At 60.2% G+C, this 16,830-nt stretch carries 11 protein-coding genes, 1 tRNA gene and 1 other RNA gene; 8 read left to right on the top strand and 5 right to left on the bottom strand.

Annotation, left to right across the window (positions count from 1 at the left end):
- Nucleotides 1-5 precede the first annotated feature (5 nt).
- Complete coding sequence (locus tag IK083_07005; protein MBR4749299.1) at nucleotides 6-2,090, bottom strand: hypothetical protein; 2,085 nt, start codon at nucleotides 2,088-2,090, stop codon at nucleotides 6-8.
- A gap of 10 nt (nucleotides 2,091-2,100) precedes the next feature.
- Nucleotides 2,101-3,924 carry a DUF4445 domain-containing protein gene (locus IK083_07000; GenBank protein ID MBR4749298.1) on the bottom strand — a complete coding sequence of 608 codons (1,824 nt, stop codon included), beginning with the start codon at nucleotides 3,922-3,924 and terminating at the stop codon, nucleotides 2,101-2,103.
- 209 nt (nucleotides 3,925-4,133) lie between these two features.
- On the opposite strand from IK083_07000, the gene IK083_06995 reads away from it, so the two are divergent.
- Nucleotides 4,134-6,611 carry an alpha-galactosidase gene (locus IK083_06995; GenBank protein MBR4749297.1) on the top strand — a complete coding sequence of 826 codons (2,478 nt, stop codon included), beginning with the start codon at nucleotides 4,134-4,136 and terminating at the stop codon, nucleotides 6,609-6,611.
- A gap of 75 nt (nucleotides 6,612-6,686) precedes the next feature.
- Here the strand turns inward: IK083_06995 and IK083_06990 are convergent, their stop codons facing one another.
- Nucleotides 6,687-7,805 (bottom strand): hypothetical protein, encoded by a 1,119-nt coding sequence (locus IK083_06990; protein ID MBR4749296.1) that lies wholly within the window; start codon nucleotides 7,803-7,805, stop codon nucleotides 6,687-6,689.
- 134 nt (nucleotides 7,806-7,939) lie between these two features.
- Between IK083_06990 and ssrS the strand changes: the two genes are divergently transcribed.
- From ssrS to IK083_06965, 5 genes are all read left to right on the top strand, one after another.
- Nucleotides 7,940-8,150, top strand: a non-coding RNA gene (gene ssrS, locus IK083_06985) — 6S RNA.
- A 59-nt stretch (nucleotides 8,151-8,209) separates the two neighbouring features.
- A tRNA-Arg gene (locus IK083_06980) sits at nucleotides 8,210-8,286 on the top strand.
- A gap of 13 nt (nucleotides 8,287-8,299) precedes the next feature.
- Nucleotides 8,300-9,001 (top strand): DNA/RNA nuclease SfsA, encoded by a 702-nt coding sequence (gene sfsA, locus IK083_06975; GenBank protein MBR4749295.1) that lies wholly within the window; start codon nucleotides 8,300-8,302, stop codon nucleotides 8,999-9,001.
- Nucleotides 9,002-9,031: 30 nt separating this feature from the next.
- A complete protein-coding gene (locus IK083_06970; GenBank protein ID MBR4749294.1) occupies nucleotides 9,032-10,426 on the top strand; it encodes an MATE family efflux transporter in 1,395 nt (464 codons plus the stop codon).
- The gene (locus tag IK083_06965) at nucleotides 10,410-11,006 is read left to right on the top strand and encodes a pentapeptide repeat-containing protein (protein ID MBR4749293.1); all 597 of its coding nucleotides are present in this window, start codon (nucleotides 10,410-10,412) and stop codon (nucleotides 11,004-11,006) included. Before IK083_06970 ends, IK083_06965 begins: the two co-directional genes overlap by 17 nt.
- Before the next feature lie 200 nt (nucleotides 11,007-11,206).
- On the opposite strand, the gene IK083_06960 is transcribed toward IK083_06965, so the two are convergent.
- Entirely contained in the window at nucleotides 11,207-11,725 is a 519-nt protein-coding gene (locus IK083_06960; GenBank protein MBR4749292.1) for a biotin transporter BioY, read from the bottom strand.
- Nucleotides 11,715-13,103 (bottom strand): hypothetical protein, encoded by a 1,389-nt coding sequence (locus IK083_06955; protein MBR4749291.1) that lies wholly within the window; start codon nucleotides 13,101-13,103, stop codon nucleotides 11,715-11,717. The genes IK083_06960 and IK083_06955 overlap by 11 nt, the downstream gene beginning before the upstream one ends.
- Nucleotides 13,104-13,337: 234 nt before the next feature.
- Here IK083_06955 and IK083_06950 point away from each other — a divergent pair, with 234 nt between their 5' ends.
- Nucleotides 13,338-14,276, top strand: a complete 939-nt coding sequence (locus IK083_06950) for an MBL fold metallo-hydrolase (protein MBR4749290.1) — start codon at nucleotides 13,338-13,340, stop codon at nucleotides 14,274-14,276.
- A gap of 230 nt (nucleotides 14,277-14,506) precedes the next feature.
- Entirely contained in the window at nucleotides 14,507-16,804 is a 2,298-nt protein-coding gene (locus tag IK083_06945) for a beta-galactosidase (protein ID MBR4749289.1), read from the top strand.
- Nucleotides 16,805-16,830: the final 26 nt, after the last annotated feature.

Genomic DNA, 16,830 nt, shown 5'->3' with positions numbered 1-16,830 from the left:
GCTCCTTAGAAAATGCTGCCTATGATATGGCTTATCACGCTGCTGATGATGGTGCCGCCTATGTCGGGCATCTTGATGCCTGAATCGTTCTTCTTGCCGTTTTTGGCGGTCTGGGAGGGCTCCACGCCCTTCATCCAGATATACAGCGAGGGACGGACCAGATAGCCGTCGTCGGTGATCACGGAGCCGGTGGAGTTGATCTTGCCCTTGGCGTCCACGAAGGCAGCTTTGTCTTTGCTGCTGCCGGGAGTGCGCAGCCAGTAGGGATGGGTCTCGCCCTTCTCCCTGTCGGGGGTGGAGAAGCATTTTCTGGTGCTGTCGCCGGTAAAGACGCCCTTGGCCTCATCGGCGGAAAGGATGATGATCTTGTCCTCGGTATCGCCGCCGCCGGAAGTATTGTTCTTGCCCTTGCCGTTCTTGATCCCCCAGGAAGAGATGAGATCCTGCTCGGCGAGAGTAAAGGAGGAGGTGAGAAACTCGTTGTTGAGGTACTTTCTCAGCGAACAGTCCTCCCAGGCGCCGGAGTTCTTCGAATCGCTGTAGGGCCTGGCTTCCAGACCGTAAACGCTGATAAGCTGAACATAATCCTTGAATTTGAGCAGATACCACTCGATGGCTTCCTTGCCGTTGGAGGCGTCGTTGTCCTGTTCGAAGGAGCCGAAATACACGATGTCGCCCGTCTCGGCCTTGTTGAGCAGGTTTTCAAAGGACTTGTGGGCCATGGTCCTGCTGTCCTTCTGGTCACCCAGCTGGCTGAACAGGGCAAAGGCAGCGGTCCAGTTTTCATTTTTGAAGGCCTCCTGGGCCAGGTCGTAATTGTCGGCGGCCACGGGTATCTCGATGGCGGGACGTATGCCGCATTTGGGCACGTTGTTGTCCAGAGAGGTGTCGCCGCATATCACGTTGCCCTTCAGGTCCACGAAGTCCGCCTGAGAGCCCGGGTTTCTGGGAGACCGCAGCCACCAGGGGGCGCAGCCGTCGGCGGCTTCGGCGCCCTGATCCATGGCGAAGGGGGTGGGAGACGCCTTGCGCATGTAGTCGGGAACGTCCTTTACCTCGGCCAGAGAGAAGAGAAACACCTTGTCCAGGGTGTTCTGCCCGCCGTCCAGGCTCCGGAGATCGCTGCCGTTTTCGTAGATGGTGCGGGAAGCGTCCACCTGAGCCGAGCTCAGTATATCCTGCTCCCAGCTCTCAAAGGCCTTGCCGGCGAAATCCGACCGGAGCCATTTGCGGATGGAGGCTTCTTCCCAGCTGACCATATTCCCCGTAGAGTCGTAGGGCTGCCAGTCCAGAACGTATCTGCTGATCAGATACGCCTTGCCGTCCTGCTTGGCCACCAGATACCATTCTACGGGCTCGGGGCCGTTGTCCGCGTTGCCGTCCTGTTCATAGACTCCGAAGGTGACCAGCTCGCCGGGCTCCGCTCCGGACAGCAGGCGCGAGATGTTTTGGTCCTCGGCGGCTCTTGCCAGGGTCTTCAGGGTGTCTATGGTGCCGTTTTCCGACAGGATCAGGCAGGGGCGGACTGCAAAGTCGGCCTTTTTGCTGCTGATGCCCTTTTGCTGGACTCTCCCCAGACTGGTGACGTAGGCTGTCGTGCCCTCTGCCGCCCCTTTGTCTGCGAGCCACCAGCTGACGCAGCCCGTGGCGCTGTCGGCTTCGGGATGCTTCGATTTGGCCAGGGCTGTGGGCTTGCACTTCAATAGGGCGCTGTCGCAGAGCGAGGCCAGGTCCTTGCCCGGCAGGGTCAGGAGAGCGGTCAGGGCTTTTTCCTGATCCGTAAAGCCGGCCGACAGGGCCTTCAGCCACGCTGACACCGAGGCGCTGTCCACGCTGGTCGCCGTGCCCTGCTCGTCGTAAGCCATTACGTCGAGAGCGTATTTGGACAGCAGCACAGCAGAATTCTGAGTCTTGCTGACCACTATCCATTCCACGGGCTCGGCGCCGTTGTCCGCATTGCCGTCCTGCTCAAAAACACCTATGGTGACCGTGTCACCCTTGGCTGCGGCGGACAATTTGTCCTGCAGCCCGTCTGCGCCTGCGTATGCGCACAGGCAGAGCAAGAGAATGATCAAAATGCTTTTATTCATATCAACCGTCCTAATAAAACATCATTGAGTCCATTAAATTCATCTGATATCTGGCCGACAGGGCCAGCTCTGTGTGCTCGGCCATGGCGGCGATCTCCCGGGCCCGCTGCAGCCGCTCCGAGGAGATCAGGGCCTGTATGGCGCCGGTTCCCGCCCCGTTGCCCGCAGGGATGATGATATCCGGGTCTATGCGGGGCAAAAGGCCTATGGCTATGGCAGAGCCTCTGTCCAGATAGTTGCCGAAGCCTCCGGCCAGGGTCAGGCCGGTCAGGTCGCTCTCGGTGATGCCGTTTTCGTCCAGCAGGGTCCTGATGGCGGCGCAGATGGAGCCCTTGGCCAGCTGCAGGGCCCTGATGTCGCTGTGCTTCAGCGACAGGCTGTAGCCCGAGGCGCTGTCGTCGGCAAAGGCCAACACGAACTCCGCTCCCTTTTCGCCTTCCCTGAGCCTTTCGGCTATGGCGGCGCTGCCGGAAAATTCCTCCGGCGGGAGCAATCTGCCGGTCATGTCCACCGCGCCTTCCTCCAGCAGCACCCGGACGGCGTCCACCAGTCCGCTGCCGCAGATGCCCCTGGCCTTTTCGTTTCCGCAGGTGTGGATGACAAAGCGGCCGTCTTCCATGGAGACCTTGTCTATGGCTCCCTTGCCGCCTCTCATGCCGCAGGATATGCCCGCGCCTTCAAAGGCAGGGCCGGCGGCGGCGGAGCACACGGTGAGGCGCCCCTTGTGCCACAGGGCTATCTCTCCGTTGGTGCCTATATCCACGGCCATGCGGGTCTTGTCGTCCATGGGCAGGGAGGACAGGATGACTCCCGTCGTGTCCGCCCCCACGAAGCCCCCTATGCAGGGCAGGAACTGGACCATGCCTCCGGGGTTGATGCGCAGTCCCGTGTCGGAAGCGGGGAGCAGCAGCGCCTCGGTGGTGGTGGGTATGTAGGGAGATACCCCCAGAGTAAAGGGCGGGATGCCCGCCGCTATATGGCACATGCAGGTGTTGCCCACACAGGTGGCGTAATAGATCCGGTCCGGGGCAACGCCTGCCCCCACGGCCAGAGCTTCCGCCATTTGGGAGAGGCTGTGCCACAAGGGCTGCCTCAGCTGTTCCAGAGCCTCCCGGCTCCGGCCCGCGTAGTTGATGCGGCTGATGAGGTCGTCGCCAAACAGTATCTGAGGGTTCATCATCGAATCGGCGGCCAGCACCTTGCCCGTCCCGAGATCCGCCAGATAGCCTGCCAGAGTGGTGCTGCCTATGTCAAAGGCTGCCCCATAGCACTCGCTGCCGGTGTCTCCGGGCTCCACGGCGATCACCGACCCGTCAAACACGGTGGCGGTGAAGCTGTATGCCGAGTCCCTGATGATCTGCGCCAGGCTCCCCAGAAGGCCGGAAGCGATACGGGAGGCCCCTGTAGCCTCCAGGACCCGCCGGGCCTCAGTGGTGTTTTCGCCCAGACGGGGCTCGCCGAGAGCGCAGTATATCTTGGCTGCCCGGGGCCGGGGCTCGCATTCCACAGGCGCTGTCTCCGTGAGGATCTGCTGCTCTCCCGACCGGGACGCTGCGGGGATGAGTATCTCGCAGTCTCCCGCCACAGAGGCGCAGCAGGCCAGCCGGTAGCCCTCTGCCAGCTCGCCGGGGGTCAGGCGCTCTCTTTCCGTGTCGGAAAGAGGAGACAGGGCTCCTCTTGCGATGACACGGCATTTGCCGCATTTGCCCGCTCCGCCGCAGGGAGACTCCACGTGGACGTCACGGGAGAAGAGCAGGCGGGATATGAGGGTCCCCGCAGGGACCTGCACTCCGGTCCCCATGGGCTGCAGAGTGACGTGATATATTTCGTTCATACGCATGTCTCGGAATAATACTATATATATTCTATCACATTTGCCTCCGGATTGCACTAACGCTGCCCCTGCGGCTCTCCTTTTGCGCCTGCCCGACAGAGAAAATATGCTATAATGAAAATGCGGTCCCCGGACCGGCGCAGCCGCGCCGGCCGGCAGAGGCTCTGGGACCGCAATTAACCGGGCTCCCGGCCCATGACGGAAATACTATGAAAAACATCTTACTGCCTGCGCTGTTGTTGCTGCTCATTGCGGCGGCTCTGTCCGCCACGGCGGCAACAGCGACCCAAAAGGAACTGAAGGATGCCCGGGCCTGGCGCAAGGCTCACTTTGCCCGGCCCCGGACCTCCGTCCCGGCTGCGGGAACGGCCGCCGAAGGGGGCCGCCCCGCGGGGCTGTTCGTCCATGCCAACCACGACCCGGTGTTTCTCAACGAAAGGGGCGGCGAGCCCCTGAGGATAGGGGACAGGGAATACAGGACCGGCATATACGCCCACGCGGTCTCGGACGTGGAGGCCTTTTTGCCGGAGGACTCCGTGAGGCTCACCGCGGAGGTGGGCCTGGACGCCCGCTCCGGCGGAGGCAGCGTGGAATTCGTCATCACGGACTCCGTGGGCGCAGAGCTCTACAGGTCGCCCCTGTGCCGTCAGGGTATGGACCCCGTCCCGGTGGACATCCCTCTGCCGGCCACCGACTCCATCCATCTGATGGTCACAGACGGCGGAGATGACATAGCCTGCGACCAGTCGGACTGGGGAGACGTGGCTGTGTATGACTCCCGGGGGAAGGCCACCCTGCTGGGCGAGCTGGGCTTTTTGCAAAACGCCGCCTCCCTGCCGCCGAGAGGCCCCTCCGACACTCCCTTTTTCTTCAGATACGGCGACTCTTCCTCCGACGAGCTGCTGCCCGGGTGGGAATACAGCGCCGTCACGGAAAAGCCGGACGGGAGCCGCACCCGGACCACTCAGGTCTACCGGGATCCCGCCACGGGGCTGGAGCTGCGTTGCGAGAGGACGGACTATGTCGATTTCCCCGTGTCCGAATGGGTGCTGTGGTTCAGGAACAACGGCAGTGAGAATACTCCCATCCTCAGTGACATCCGTTCTCTGGATATCACTGCGCCCGGACAGGGTCCCTTTCTTCTCCATCACGCCGCCGGCGCCGCCATCACCCCCACGGATTACAGACCCATGACCACCCTGCTGACAGAGGGAGAGCCTGTGTCCGTGTTTCCGGCTACGGGGCGCTGCACCGGCAGCGACTGGCCCTATTTCAATCTGGAGACCGGAGGCCGGGGCGGCCTCATAGCGGTGGTAGGCTGGCCCGGACAGTGGCGCTGCGACTTTGTGTCCGAGGGGGACCGGGCCCGCATTTCCGGAGGCTTTGAGATGGCGGCCTTTACCCTGTATCCCGGAGAAGAGGTCCGCTCGCCTCTGTCGATGGTCATGAATTACAGCGGTGACTGGGAGAGAGCCCAGAATATCTGGCGCAGCTACATGCTGGCCTGGGGCATGCCGAAAAACGCGTCTCCCATGCACGTGGCCAGCTCCTCTCTGTGGTACGGGGAAATGACCCGGGCGGACGCCCGGTCCCAGAAGCTCTTTATCGACAGATACGCGGCAGAGGGCTTTCATCCGGCATATTGGTGGATGGACGCCGGCTGGTATCCCTGCGGGGGAGAGTGGGCCCGCACGGGCACCTGGGAGCCGGACCCGGAGCGTTTTCCCCTGGGTCTGGGAGAGGTGAGCCGCTACGCTCACGACAGGGGCTCCGGCGTGATAGTGTGGTTTGAGCCGGAACGGGTGGGGGACCCGGAGTCCCGGCTGGCCCGGGAGCACCCGGAATGGCTGCTGGGAGGGACCCTGCTGGATCTGGGAGATCCGGAATGCCTGGCCTGGCTCACCGGACACGTGGGCGACATGATAGAGAGAGAAAAGATCGACGTGTACAGGCAGGACTACAACATAGCCCCCGCGTCCTATTGGAGAGCGGCGGACACCTTTGGAAGAAGGGGCATGACCGAGATCAGATACGTCATGGGCTATCTGGCATATCTGGACGCCCTGCGGGCCAGATTCCCCCATCTGATCATTGACGCCTGCGCCTCCGGAGGCCAGCGCAACGACCCGGAGACCATGAGAAGGGCCCTGCCGCTGCTGCGCAGCGACTCCGCCGGGGACCCGGAAGGCGAGCAAAACCACACCTACGGCATAAGCTATTGGCTGCCCTACTCGGGCACCGTGACCAATTCCTTTGACACCTACGGCATCAGGAGCTGCTTTGCCCCCTCCCTGAACACCCTGTGGGACCTGCGCCGCAGGGATCTCGACTACGGGGCCATGCGGGGAGCTTTGGACGAGCTGATGACCTGCGCGGCGCCCTTTGTCTTGGGCGACTATTATCCCCTGACGCCCTATGGGACGGGCCGGGATATCTGGACCGTCTTCCAGTTCCACAGGCCCGAGGAGGGCAGGGGAGTCCTGCTGGCCTTCCGGCGGGAGGACTGCCCGGACAACACGGTGGAGGTGCGCCTCAGGGACCTCCGTAAGGACAAGACCTACGTGGTGAGGGATACGGACACCGGAGAAGAGTGGGAGATAAAGGGAGCCCGGCTGGCGGAGGGCCTGAGGATCGTCCGGGACCAAAGCCCGGCCTCGGCGCTCATCAACTTTGAGATAAAGCGGTAGAGGACGCCGCAGACCTGCGCCCCGCGGGACCCGTGGTCCCGCGGGGCGCAAACCGTCGCGGCCGGAAACCGGCGCCTAACCTGACTTGGTCAGCTTTATCCAGACGAAGGGTCTGGCCCCTGCCGCGGGCGTCAGGGCGCCTGCGGGAGCCCCTGCCGGGGATATCTGCGCGAGGCCGGCTCCCTTTTCGCCCCTGATCCACCAGGCGGCAAAGCCGGCGTCCGGGTTTGCCGACGTCCCTTCGTCGGAGGCGAACTCCGTGGGAGCGCATTTCCTGCTGTCGGGACCGAAGAAATAGACGGGCAGCCGGGTCTCGTTGACGCAGGGGACAAAGACCTTGTCTTCCGTGAATTCGGTCTCCTTTCCGGAGGCAGAGACCGGGACCCGGGAGGCGGCTATCCTGCCTTTTTCTTCCTCATTGAAGGCCTCGTCATAAAAATCTTCGTTCAACCACCTTCTGAGAGAAGAGGTCTCCCATTGGGCGGGCTCGCCGGCTGGGTCGTCCGAAGCGGGCCTGCATTCCAGGATACGCTTGCTGCAGAGCAGCATGTACCGGTCCGGTATCACCGCCAGCACCACCCATTCTATGGGCTCCTTTTGGTCTGTCTTTTGGGGATAGCTGCCAAAAGTGACGGTCTTCTTTTTGGCCGGGCTCATGTCGGAGGCGGCCAGCTTGTCCAGAAAGGCGTCCTTCTCTTTTCCGGTCATGCCGTCGGGCAGAGTGACGTATTGACCCAGGAGCCTGGCGTTGTCCCCGGTCCTTTTTTTCGCCATGCTGCGCTTTTCCGCAGCGCTCGGCAGACCCGGCAGCTCGGGCCTCTCGATCTTCGGAGGGTCGGCCTTTTTGGGCGGGGCCGGCGGGGTCTTCGGCGCCTGCCCGGCGGAGCTCTTCGCGCCGGGGGACTTGCGGAGCGGGGCGGGAGCCGCCGACGTCACCGGGACCTGCCCGGAAAGGGCTCCGGGCTGCGTCGTCCCTTTCGGCTCCCCCTTCGGAGCCTGCTGCGCAAGGTCTACGGGCGTCCCTATGGGAGCCTTCCCGGGATGGGGATAGGCCCTCTGGGGCGGGACCCGGCCTACTGCCCGGTATGCTGCGCGGGGCAGGACGTAGCCTCTCAGATACATCCCCGGCAGCATCAGGGAAAAGGTCAGGCCGGCCGCGCAAAGGACTATGGCTGCAATGATCAGTTTGTTCATGAATTGTCTGTTTCCGTGTATCTTTGGTATATAAATATTATACCATTTTTGCCGGCGGGCCGCGCGGAAAAAGAGCCGAAAAATTTTTGGATTTTTGTTGTATGAGCCCGGTTTATATGCTATACTATAAGTGAAGCTATCTGCCGTGTGCGTAGAATCGACGACGTTTAAACCGACACTTTTATTATTTGGAATGCGTTAAGTAGCACGCAGGAGTGGGAGTCCCTATAGCGGCCTGGTTTGACTTGTCCCGGCTGCGGGAAATCGCGTAATGCCTGCACAGCGTTCCCCCTTTGGGTTTTTGGGTTATAAAACTCTCCCATTCTACGGCATGTGCGGAGGCTTTTTTTGTGCGTCTCCGCTCTTTCCTTTGAGAAGGCAGATGTGCTATAATAATACTGTCAGCACCTGTAGCTCAGCCGGATAGAGCATCGGTCTTCGGAACCGAGTGTCGGGGGTTCGAATCCCTTCAGGTGCGCCACTTTTGGGCAAATATGAAATACTCTGATATACACTGTGGCACCTTTCTCTCACGCCCCAACCGGTTTGTAGCCCACGTCCTCGTGGGAGGGGAGACTGTGGTCTGCCACGTGAAAAACACGGGCCGGTGCAAAGAGCTGCTGGTGCCCGGGGCCCGGGCCGTGGTGGAGGCGGCTCCTCCGTCAAGCGTCAGAAAGACCCGATACGACCTGGTGTCCGTGTACAAGGGGGAGAGGCTGGTCAATATAGACAGCCAGGCCCCCAACAGGATATTCGGCGAATGGGCCCGGGAGCAGGGCTTTTCGCTCATCAGACCCGAATACACCTTCGGCAGCTCCCGCCTGGACTACTATCTGGAAAAGGACGGGAAAAAGATACTGGCGGAGGTCAAGGGGGTCACCCTTGAGCTGGACAACGTCGCCATGTTTCCCGACGCCCCCACCGAGAGGGGCGTCAAGCACGTCAGGGAGCTGCAGCGCGCCCTGAGCCTGGGCTATGAGGCCCGGATATACTTTGTGATACAGATGATGGGAGTGAAGCTGTTTACTCCTTCCCTGCGGCATCATCCGGAGTTTTTTGAAGCTCTGCAGGCAGCGGACGCCGCCGGAGTGCAGGTGTATGCCGCAGAGTGCCTCGTCACGCCGGACGAGGTGACCTGGGCAGACTTTGTCCCCGTGAAATACATCAGGCAGCCCTATGGCGCCGTCAAACAATAACAGAGACGCGAAATACGTCGGGAGGATACATTGAACAAAGGCGATACCGGCCTGAATATGACCGAAGGCAGCGTTCCCAGGCTGCTGGTCAGGTTTTCGCTGCCCATGGTGGCGCAGATGATGTTCGTGGTGGTGAACAACTTTGTGTCCGCTGTGATACTGGGCCAGTTCGTCAGCGCGGCGGCCCTGGGAGTGGTGGCCATCGTGATGCCCATCATCTTCGTGACCAACTCCATCGCCGTGGGCTTTACCACAGCCACCGCCATTCTGGTGGCCCAGGCCTACGGGAAAAACGACCTGGCGGGCATACGCAAGATCGTGGACACCTCCCTGGTGCTGGTGGTGATCACCTGCGCGCTGGTCATGGTCTTCGGCATCACCAACACCGACCTGCTGATGAAGCTCATCAAGGCAGAGCCCTCCATGATACACGACGGCAAGCTGTTTCTGACCATACAGTTTGCGGTGGTGCCGTTTTTGTTCCTGCAGTTCCTTTTGTTCTCGTGTCTGAGAGGGATAGGCGACTCCAAGCCTACCATGTATTTTCAGATCGTCAACGTGTTTCTCACCATCACCTTTACCCTGCTGCTGGTGTGCGGCCCCTTCGGCCTGCCGAAGCTGGGGATTATGGGCGCCGCTCTGGCCATGGGCATCAGCCAGGTCATCGTGGACCTGTGCCTGCTGATAAGGCTCGTCAGCACCAAGTCGGTGGTGTGCCCCCATCTGCGCAATCTGCAGTTCCGGAAGGATCTGGCCTGGATCACCGTGAAGCTGGGCTTCCCCACCATGCTGCAGCAGGTGATCCTCAACGTGTGCTCCATATTCATAGTGGGCTTTGTCAACGAGTGCGGCGTGGTGGTCACCTCCGGCTTTGGAGCGGCCTCCAGAATAGACTTCGTGGCCTTTGCCCCCGCTCAGGCTATCTGTATGGCCGTGAGCATGATGGCCGGCCAGAACATAGGCGTGCAGAAATTTGACAGGGTAAAAAAGATATTTTACTGGGGCTGCCTGCTGGCTCTCATCACCACTCTGGTGCCCGCGTTCCTGTCCTGGTTCTACCCCGAGTTCCTGATGAAGATATTCATCCACGAAAAGGGACCCATCGAGGTGGGCATCGTGTATCTGAGATACAACGCGGTGGCCTATCTCTTCTACGCCTTTATGTTCTGCGGAGAAGGTATCCCCCTGGCTGCCGGCCAGACCTGGGTGGCCACCGTGGTGTCCCTTATCAGCCTCTGGGCCGTGAGGGTGCCTCTGGCTTGGTACTACATGAACCACGGCATGAAGGAAGCAGGCATCTGGCTGGGAATAGTCGTGGGCCTCATCGCCGGCTCCATACTCATTACCGGATACTTCTTCAGCGGAGGGTGGAAGCGCAAGGCTCTGACCCCGACTTCGGAGGAAGCCGATGAAGCGGCAGTATAAGGACGCCTCCTTTGACGGCCGCAGCCTGTACGGCAAGGCCCTCGCCGGAGACTCCTGGCAGAGCTGCTCCTTCCGGTCGGCGGACCTGACCGAAGCCCATATCACCGGCTGCTCCTTTGCGGACTGCGACTTCCGCGGAGCCGCCCTGAACCTGTGCCGGGTCTCCGGCTCCTCCTTTGTCAACTGCCGCTTTGACGGAGCCAACCTCTTTATGGCCTCCTTTGCCTCCTCCAGACTCATGGGCTGCGACTTTTCCGGAGCAGCGACCGGCGGTCTGAGCTTTGGCGCCTGCGACCTGTCCTACTCGGTGCTGAGCTATCTGACCCTGGACGGGGCGGACCTGTCCGGCTGCATCCTCAGGGGAGCGGCGCTGGCAGGCTGCAGCCTGCGGAAGGCCGACCTGACCGACTGCGACCTGAGAGAAGCCGGGCTCCGGGCAGCGGACCTGAGAGAGGCTGCGCTCCTCAGATGCAGCTGCGAGGGCTGCGACCTGACGGACGCCCGTCTCGCCGGCGCCAGGATAGATATACCCTTTGCCCTTTACTTTGCCGCCTTTCACGGCATGACCCCCGAAGCGTGACAGAGCCCCGCAGGATGTGTGTCTTGCGGGAAGGCGATCTTGCGCCTTCTTCTATCCCGGCTTGGTCCGTGGTCCGGGCTCGCGGTCCTTTTGCAAAAGCAGAGCATTAAAGCGCATCGGCAGGCGCTCTGCGCCTGCCGATGCATGTATTATCAAGTCCCCGTCGGTCGCTCCCGCGACCGACGGGGACGTCTTTCCCGCTACTCGTCAGTGTCTTCCCTGCCGCTCCGGGCCCTCAGGGCGAGGAGCGCGGCAAATATCAGCTTGACCATATCCCAGCACACAAAGGGGGCTGCGCCCCACACCGCGCCGGTCCTGACGCCTTCCGAGGCCATGAGTCCCGCGGTGCCGCAGAGGTATATGAGGGTCAGTCCCGGCAGCAGGCTGACGGTGAGCCCCGCCAGGGTCTGCCGGGCCTTTCGGCTCAGGTTGCTCATGAGAAAAGCGGCAAAGGGGAAGGCTGTCAGATAGCCGGCGCCGGCGGAGTGGAGGCCCCGGCCTCCGGCAAAAACGTCAAGGCCGGCGGCGCCCGCCGCCAGATACAGGACCGACGCGCCCACCGCCGTCTTTGTGTCGGCGAGCAGGCACATGAGGGCCAGACAAAAGGTCTGGCCCGTGACCGGGACCGGACCGCCGGTCCATAGTCTCAGCCGGGAGGACAGATACAAAAGGAAGGCGCCCAGCAGGCACCTTCCGGCAAGACGCAGACTAAAAACCAAGTATCGCCACGCTCATCTTCAGCTTTTTTTCATAAAAGTCATAGGAGGCTCCCGACCAGAAGCAGTCGGTCTTGTAGCCCAGGGCCACGCCGTATCTGTAGGATTTTTTCAGATGGAAGTTGTAGGCGTACCAGCCCCCCAGTATGTATTTGCCCAGGTCCTTTTGGGCGGTGGCGATAAGCCCCTGCTCATAGGCGATGGAATCAAACTCAAAGGGGGTAAAGCCGTCCTCCCTGGCCCACAGATACCTCAGGTTCCAGAAGGAATTGTCCCCGTAAAACCTGGCCAGGTCCACGCCGCAGGCCAGGGCCTTGTAGGTGCTCTTGTCCTCGTATCTGTTGTATATGCCCTTCACCACCGGCTGCACGGTGACGCCGCCCCAGGTGCCCAGCAGATAGGGCAGCTCCGCCTCGGCGGTGAATTTGGACCTGTATTTGTCATCATAGAATATGGACATGCTCTTGTCCACGGGCTGGTCCTTTTCTCTGCACCAGCTCACCTGGAGGGAAGGGGTGAGGACCGCTCTCCGGTCTGCTCCCCGGGCGTTGCCCAATTCCTTCATATAGTAGGTGAGCCTGACCTCAGGCATCCGGTACACGTTGATGGCTTCCTTGTACAAGGTGGTCATCTTGTGCTTGTAGCAGAGGTTCACGTCCCCCACCAGCCGGGCGGGCTTGCGGTCCCGGGGGTCCGGCTCCCTGAAGGACAGGGAGTAATCGGTGACGTATCTGATGGCGTCCTGGGCCTTCAGGGTCTTGTAGCGGGAGTTGTCCAGATAGCCGTCAAAGCCGTAGGACAGCCCCGCGTCAAAGGAAAAACGGCTCTTGGTGCCGTATTTCATGGACGCGGAGGCGTAGGTGTGATAGCTGTCTATGAACACGGGCGAATATTTCAGGGTAAAGCCGTCGCCCTTGCCGTAGCCCGGTACGGGCAGGTTGATCATGGGCGAACGGGCGTCCGGGTTGTAGGTGTAGTTGTAGGCGGGTATCTTCAGGATCCGCTTGTTTCTGTAATTGACAGACAGGTCCTTCAGCCTGATCCTGTATTTGCCGTCCGTGTTCTCGGCCTCCAGCAGCCCGGCCTTCACGGACAGATGGGGCCGCTCCGTGTCGCTGCAGGTAAAGAGGCTCAGGTCCTCCGCCCTGAACAGCCGGTCCTTCCTGTATTCCAGTCTGTCCGACAGCAGGTGATAAAAGTCATACACCGCTTCCACGCTGCCCTCGGCGACCACGTCCGTCTTGCCGCCGCTGATGCGGTCGGCTTCCAGCACCGGCTCTCCCTGAGGCTGCCTGTACACGTTCGGATATTCTGCTCCGGACAGCTGTATCTGCAGACAGGCGGCTGCCAATATGATGATGAGGGTAATAGTCTGTTTCATAAATATTATTATACCATCGGAGCCGGCAAAAAGTCAAAATATATCTGCCCGGCGCAGGGGAAAAAGAAACGGAAGACTTCGTAGAAAAAGGCCCCCTTATGTGCTATAATTGTTATAGCAAATGCTCATTGTGCGAAAGGCCGAAAAGCCTTGCGAGCGCTGTGAAAAATATGCGCCGCCTGCCGCAGGCATGATGAGCGCTCAATTTGATAAAAACCATCGGGAGGACAATATATGGAGATCAAGGCCGTAAAATTCAGAGAAAACGGCTTTTTTACTCAGCCCTTTGTATTCGGCGGAGAAGAGGGGCCGGACAAATTTGACCCGCAGGTGCGTTACAGAGGCGCCCTGACCAACTATCTCATCGACACGGGAGATGAGGTGATCCTGGTGGACACAGGGCTTCCCGAGGGGACTCCCGAGGAAGCGCCGGACGAGACCACCTCCGTGTATCTCGGCAGAGAGAAAAACAGCTATATGGCAGCCTTCAGGGAGCTGGGCTACAAGCCCGAGCAGGTGACCAAAATACTCATTACCCACAAGCATGCCGATCACACCGGGGAGCTGCGCTCTTTTCCCAATGCCCGCATATACGCCTCCAGGGAAGAAGCCGGGGCGGAAGAGCTGGCTTTGCCCAACGTGGTCCCCGTGGATTTTACCGACGGACCCTATTACAATTTCCCCGCCTGCCAAAAAATGGGCGACGGCATCTATTATATCAAGGCTCAGGGACACACCAGGGGAAACAGTATCGTGATAGTCGAGCTGGACGGCCTGTTTTATATGATCCACGGCGACGTGACCTACCTGGACGAGGCCCTGTATGCCAACAAGCTGTCGATCGTGTACGAGGACATAGAGGCGGCACGGGAGACCCTGGATAACGTGCGTGAGTTTGTCAGAGAGCATCCCACCGTGTACGTGTCCACCCACACTCCCCAGGGCTATGACAACCTGGAGGCCCGGCGCGTCATCGATCTGGACGCTCCTCCGGCCACCGTATATGCCACTCCGGATTTCAGTCAGTTCAAGACCACCGGCAAATACGTGTGCTCGGTGTGCGGCTACGTGTACGATCCCGCAGAAAACGGCGGCGTAGCCTTTGAGGACCTGCCCGAGGATTGGAAATGCCCCCGCTGCAAAAAGCCCAGGGACAAGTTCAACAGAGCCTGAACAGCCGTGATATCCCGGGCTCCCTGCGGGGAGGACTCGGGGACGGCGCGCGGGACCCTGCTTGCGATACGGCAGCCCTTACGGGCGGCCGTGTCTTATTTTGTGGTCCCGGTTTCGGCAGCCGTCAGGCGTTTTTTTGCCGCTCCCGCCGATTTGGAGGGAAGTATTGTAGTAATAAAGCCCCTTCGTATGCTATAATTATTTTAGTATTATTATTTGGAGAGCGACCAATGAAAGCCTTTTTAGTGTTTTTGATGATCATAGCGGCCGCCGCGGCCTTTTGCGCGGAGCCCGTGGCCAGCTTTCTGGCTCAGGGCGGCGGCGATATCACCCTCATGGAAGGGGGCGACTGCAAGGTGGCCGGCGCCGAGCTGGAGGGCCGGGTGTGCGCCGTGGCCCAGGACAGCGGCAACGAATACAACTGCATGTATTTTTACATAGATCCCCGGGTCCGGAGCAAGATCAAGCCGGAAGGCTCCATCGTGGTGGAATACAATCTCACCCGGGGCTCCTTTGTGCAGCTCAGCGTGCAGATCAATTCCTCCAGAGAGGACTACAGCAACGCCGGCTCCGCCCAGTATATGAAGGGCGGCTGGAACAGGGCCGTGGTGAATTATGACGATTTTGTGCCTGCCGGCAAGATGAACCTGGACGCCAGCTTTCGTCTGACCACCGCTCCCGGTCTGGCAGTGAGCCGGGTGGATATATACAACGAAAAGCTGGAGGCGGAAAGTCAGGACGAAGCTCTGGACGCTTATTTTGACTCCATGGGCTTCACGGGCAAAAGAGACCCCGACGTCCGCTACGTGTACGGCATAGGCGTGTATGACCTCATAGACGTGAACACGGGCAAGCTGTTCAAAAAGCTGGGGGTCACCAGTGTGGAAAACTACGTCACCTGGCGCTCCGTGGAAAACGACGGCAAGGACAAGTGGGACTGGAGCCTGTGGGACAAGAACCTGGATATCATCAAGAAGAGCGGTCTCAAGTGGTCCCCGGCCATCATGCACGCCCCGGCCTACACCATCCCGGACTGGTATGCAGAGTCCGACGAGTTTGTGCCCAACACCTGTCTGGAGCACTACATAGCCGGCAAGACCATTAGCCTGTGGTGCCCCGGCTTCAAAGAGTGGACCGAAAGGTTCATCAAGGCCTTTGCGGACCGCTACGCCGACTCGGGCATGATCGAATCCCTGATCCCCGGCATACAGGGGGACTTTGGCGAGGCCATATACACCGTGCAGGGCAACGAAGTCATATACAACCTGATAGGCGGTCCCTATCACAACCACATAGGCTACTGGTGCAACGACTCCTACGCTCTGGCGGACTTTCAGAAATTTGCGGAAGACAAATACGGGGATACTGGCAAGCTCAACAAGGCCTGGGGCACCTCCTTTGAGAGCTTTGAGGCCGTCAGATTCCCCTTCTACAGCGAGCAGGACCTGCTGGACTATATGAACAAGATGCAGAACGGGCCCGACGGACGCAGATTCTATCTGGATTTTGTGTACTGGTACCGCAACTCCATGACCGAATTCGCCGACTGGTGGATGGGCATGCTCAGAAAATACTTCCCCGATACACCCATATATCTGTGCACCGGTGGACACACTGACCCCAGACTGGGAGCCAACTTTGCCGAGGAGTGCCGGGTGGCTGCCAAGAACAAGTGCGGCGTGCGCATCACCAACGAGAACTCCGACTACGTGGACAACTTCGTCCACACCCGTCAGGTGTCCTCTGCCGGCAAATACTACGGCGCCTATTACGGCTATGAGCCTGCCGGTCCCGAGGACGAGGTGGGCATAGTGGCCCGCATCTACAATTCCACGGCCTCCGGCTGCGACCACCTGCACGACTATATGAGCAACGTGACCCAGTCCGAGGAGCGCATCACCCAGGAGCAAAAGCACATCGGCTATCTGTTCAGGGGAGAGGCTGTGGTGCCCATCGCTCTGTTCTACAACAACGCCGACAACGACATACGCCACAACGGAGCCAATATGTTCATGGAGGCCATCAAGCCCATCCGGGCCTATTTTGACTTTGACTATCTGGACGACAGCATGCTGGAGGCTCTGGATGAATACAAGATACTGGTCATCACCCACTCGGATATCATGGAAACGGAGCATGCCAAACAGATAGCCGAGTTTGCCCGCAGAGGCGGCAGAGTAGTGGTGGTGGGTCTGGACAAGCTCACCAGCGTGGAGGGCACCGACGAGCCCGAAAAAATACTCTTCCCCAAGTCCCACGCCGGCGGAGGCTTCGGCAAGGGCTATATCTACAGGCTGGACGACTATGAGGCTCTGGGAGCCAACATGAACACCGCCCTCAAGAAGCTGGGCTACCCCGCCTACAGCATGACCGGCGATATGGTCTACGTGACCATGCTGGAGGGCAACAGGTTCTTCATCTACAACAAGGAAAAGACCCGGAAGACGGTCACCGTGGAATACAAGAGCGAGATCTATGAGATAGACTGCGCCCCCGAGACCATCACCGACTATACTCTGGACGAATAAGGCTTTGTCTTCCGGGGCGGCGGCGC

Source organism: Abditibacteriota bacterium (assembly GCA_017552965.1).
GTDB lineage: Bacteria > Armatimonadota > UBA5829 > UBA5829 > UBA5829 > RGIG7931.
This window is presented reverse-complemented; position numbering and strand designations above follow the sequence as displayed.